Source organism: Pedobacter petrophilus (assembly GCF_009674725.1).
GTDB classification, from domain to species: domain Bacteria; phylum Bacteroidota; class Bacteroidia; order Sphingobacteriales; family Sphingobacteriaceae; genus Pedobacter; species Pedobacter petrophilus.
The window spans coordinates 1-694 of the sequence record NZ_WKKH01000119.1 but is presented as its reverse complement, the minus strand read 5'-3'; the positions used below and the strand labels follow the sequence as shown (position 1 = coordinate 694).

Here is a 694-nt window from a genome sequence, read left to right as displayed (position 1 = left end):
AGTTCCTGATAAGGGTAAAGACCTCCCATGGCTTTTCGGCGGTAACTTCATTTGTTGGCAGTGGTAAACGATCCATAATTACCGAATTAAGCCCAAAACAGAACAGATCATACCATGATAAATCATATACCAAGGAGAGTAGGCTAAAGATCAGGCTTGTAAGGGTTGATCTGCCGAGTGGAGAGGTAGAGGTATTAATGAGCACATTGTTGGATAGCAAGAAATATCCCAGCAAAATGTTCAAGGATCTATATTTTTTAAGATGGGGCATTGAAACTTTTTATGATGAACTGAAGAACAAGCTTAAAGTTGAGCATTTTACTGGTTATTCTGAAAATACCATAAGGCAGGATTTCATGTGTGCTATATTCATAAGCAACCTGCAATCGGTCATGGTAAATGACATGCGGGAAGAACTTGTCATGCAGAACTTGGAAAAAAAATATGATTATAAGGTCAACAATAACCTTTCTTATGGATTTCTCAAAAACAGGATACTCGAATTACTATCAGAAAGCCAGCCTTTAGAAACTATTTTCCGCGAACTGCAGGAGCTTTTTCTAAAAAATACAATACCAATAAGAAATAACCGAACAAATCAAAGGAATAAGGATAAGTTCAGAGCCAGAGTGAAACCTAAAGTAACTAAAAATCAAAAAGATGCAATATAAAAATCCTTAACTTAATGACATTG

General features: G+C 35.9%; 1 protein-coding gene. It reads left to right on the top strand.

Annotated features, from left to right (window positions below; genetic code table 11):
- The coding region (locus GJU39_RS23300; protein ID WP_154283381.1) for a transposase at window positions 1–671 on the top strand (671 nt) is incomplete at its 5' end.
- Window positions 672–694 lie beyond the last annotated feature (23 nt).